This is a genomic window from Vreelandella olivaria (genome assembly GCF_023507745.1).
GTDB lineage: Bacteria > Pseudomonadota > Gammaproteobacteria > Pseudomonadales > Halomonadaceae > Vreelandella > Vreelandella olivaria_A.
The window spans coordinates 1-685 of sequence record NZ_JALPZO010000060.1 but is presented as its reverse complement, the minus strand read 5'-3'; the positions used below and the strand labels follow the sequence as shown (position 1 = coordinate 685).

Sequence of the window (685 nt, the reverse complement as noted above, 5' to 3'; positions counted from 1 at the left end):
CGCCAAATATGCCCGCCAGCGGGCCGCTACCCACCAGTGGCAGCCGCTGGTTAAAGAACGTTGCCACCCGGATGGTCCCACCACCCGGCTGTATGATCTGGAAGTCGCCAAGGGCCTGCATCAAGACGATACCTCCAACGGTGCGGAGGGATAATGCAAAGTATTAACAACACCTTCGCCACCCTCTCACAGCAGCTTGGGCTGGCCGATGAGCTGATCCAACTCTCACCCAAACGCCGGGCCGCCCGGCAGCCCATGCAACTGGGTGAAGTACAGGAGCAAACCGAGCACTACCTGGACCTTTCCAGCGGCGCTGAAGAGGGCAAGGGGATTTTTACTGGGGTATGGGGGATGGGTATCCTTTACATGGCAATTATTGCATTACCAGTCCTTCGCCTAGAGGGAGAGGCTATAAAATATGTAATGGTATTTGGTGGCGGCTTCGGTATTACTGCACTCCTCTTTATGCTTGAAGTCTTCTGGTCCACCTCCTCTCCCCTGCGTTTTAATCGCCGCACCCGGGAAATCTATTTTCAGCATAAGGGCAAGCTCTACCACGCCCCCTGGGATGAGGCCGTGGCCTGGATGCAGGAGAGCCGCACGGTGACCCAATACACCGGCGCCATGACCGAAACCCCGCTGCAACTGCTGCTACAACGCTATCACCACCCCCAGGATGTGATTG

1 pseudogene is annotated in these 685 nt (G+C 56.8%); it reads left to right on the top strand.

Annotated elements, in window-relative coordinates:
• Positions 1 to 153 precede the first annotated feature (153 nt).
• A pseudogene (locus HP566_RS04440) lies at positions 154 to 685 on the top strand (DUF6708 domain-containing protein); the annotation flags it as partial.